This is a genomic window from Bradyrhizobium sp. Kon69 (assembly GCF_055807515.1).
On the sequence record NZ_JBVVOS010000092.1, the window covers coordinates 1 to 662 of the forward strand.

The window sequence follows — 662 nt, forward strand, 5'->3', positions numbered from 1 at the left end:
AGGAGGGTTACCGCGTCATCCTGGTGAACTCCAACCCCGCCACCATCATGACCGACCCGGCCATGGCCGACGCCACCTACATCGAACCGATCAAATGGCAGACCGTCGCCAAGATCATCGAAACAGAGCGTCCGGATGCGCTGTTGCCCACCATGGGCGGCCAGACCGCACTGAACTGCGCCCTGGACCTGGAGCGCGAAGGCGTCCTGGAAAAGTTCGGCGTTGAGATGATCGGTGCCAATGCCGACACCATCGACAAGGCTGAAGACCGTTCGCGTTTCGACAAGGCGATGAAGTCCATCGGCCTTGACTGCCCGCGCTCCGGTATCGCCCATAGCATGGAAGAGGCCAACGCCGTTCTCGAAAAGCTGGGCTTCCCCTGCATTATCCGTCCGTCCTTCACTATGGGCGGCACCGGTGGCGGCATTGCTTACAACCGTGAAGAGTTCGAAGAAATCTGCGCCCGTGGCCTGGACCTGTCGCCGACCAAAGAGCTGCTGATCGACGAATCCCTGATCGGCTGGAAAGAATATGAGATGGAGGTTGTCCGCGATAAGAAGGACAACTGCATCATCGTCTGCTCCATCGAAAACTTTGACCCGATGGGCGTGCACACCGGTGACTCGATCACCGTTGCTCCAGCGCAAACCCTGACGGACAAG

General features: G+C 59.1%; 1 protein-coding gene. It reads left to right on the plus strand.

The window, feature by feature from the left end:
• A partial coding sequence (locus AC0L3U_RS38325) for an ATP-binding protein (protein WP_473364951.1) occupies positions 1 to 662 on the plus strand: 662 nt, incomplete at both ends.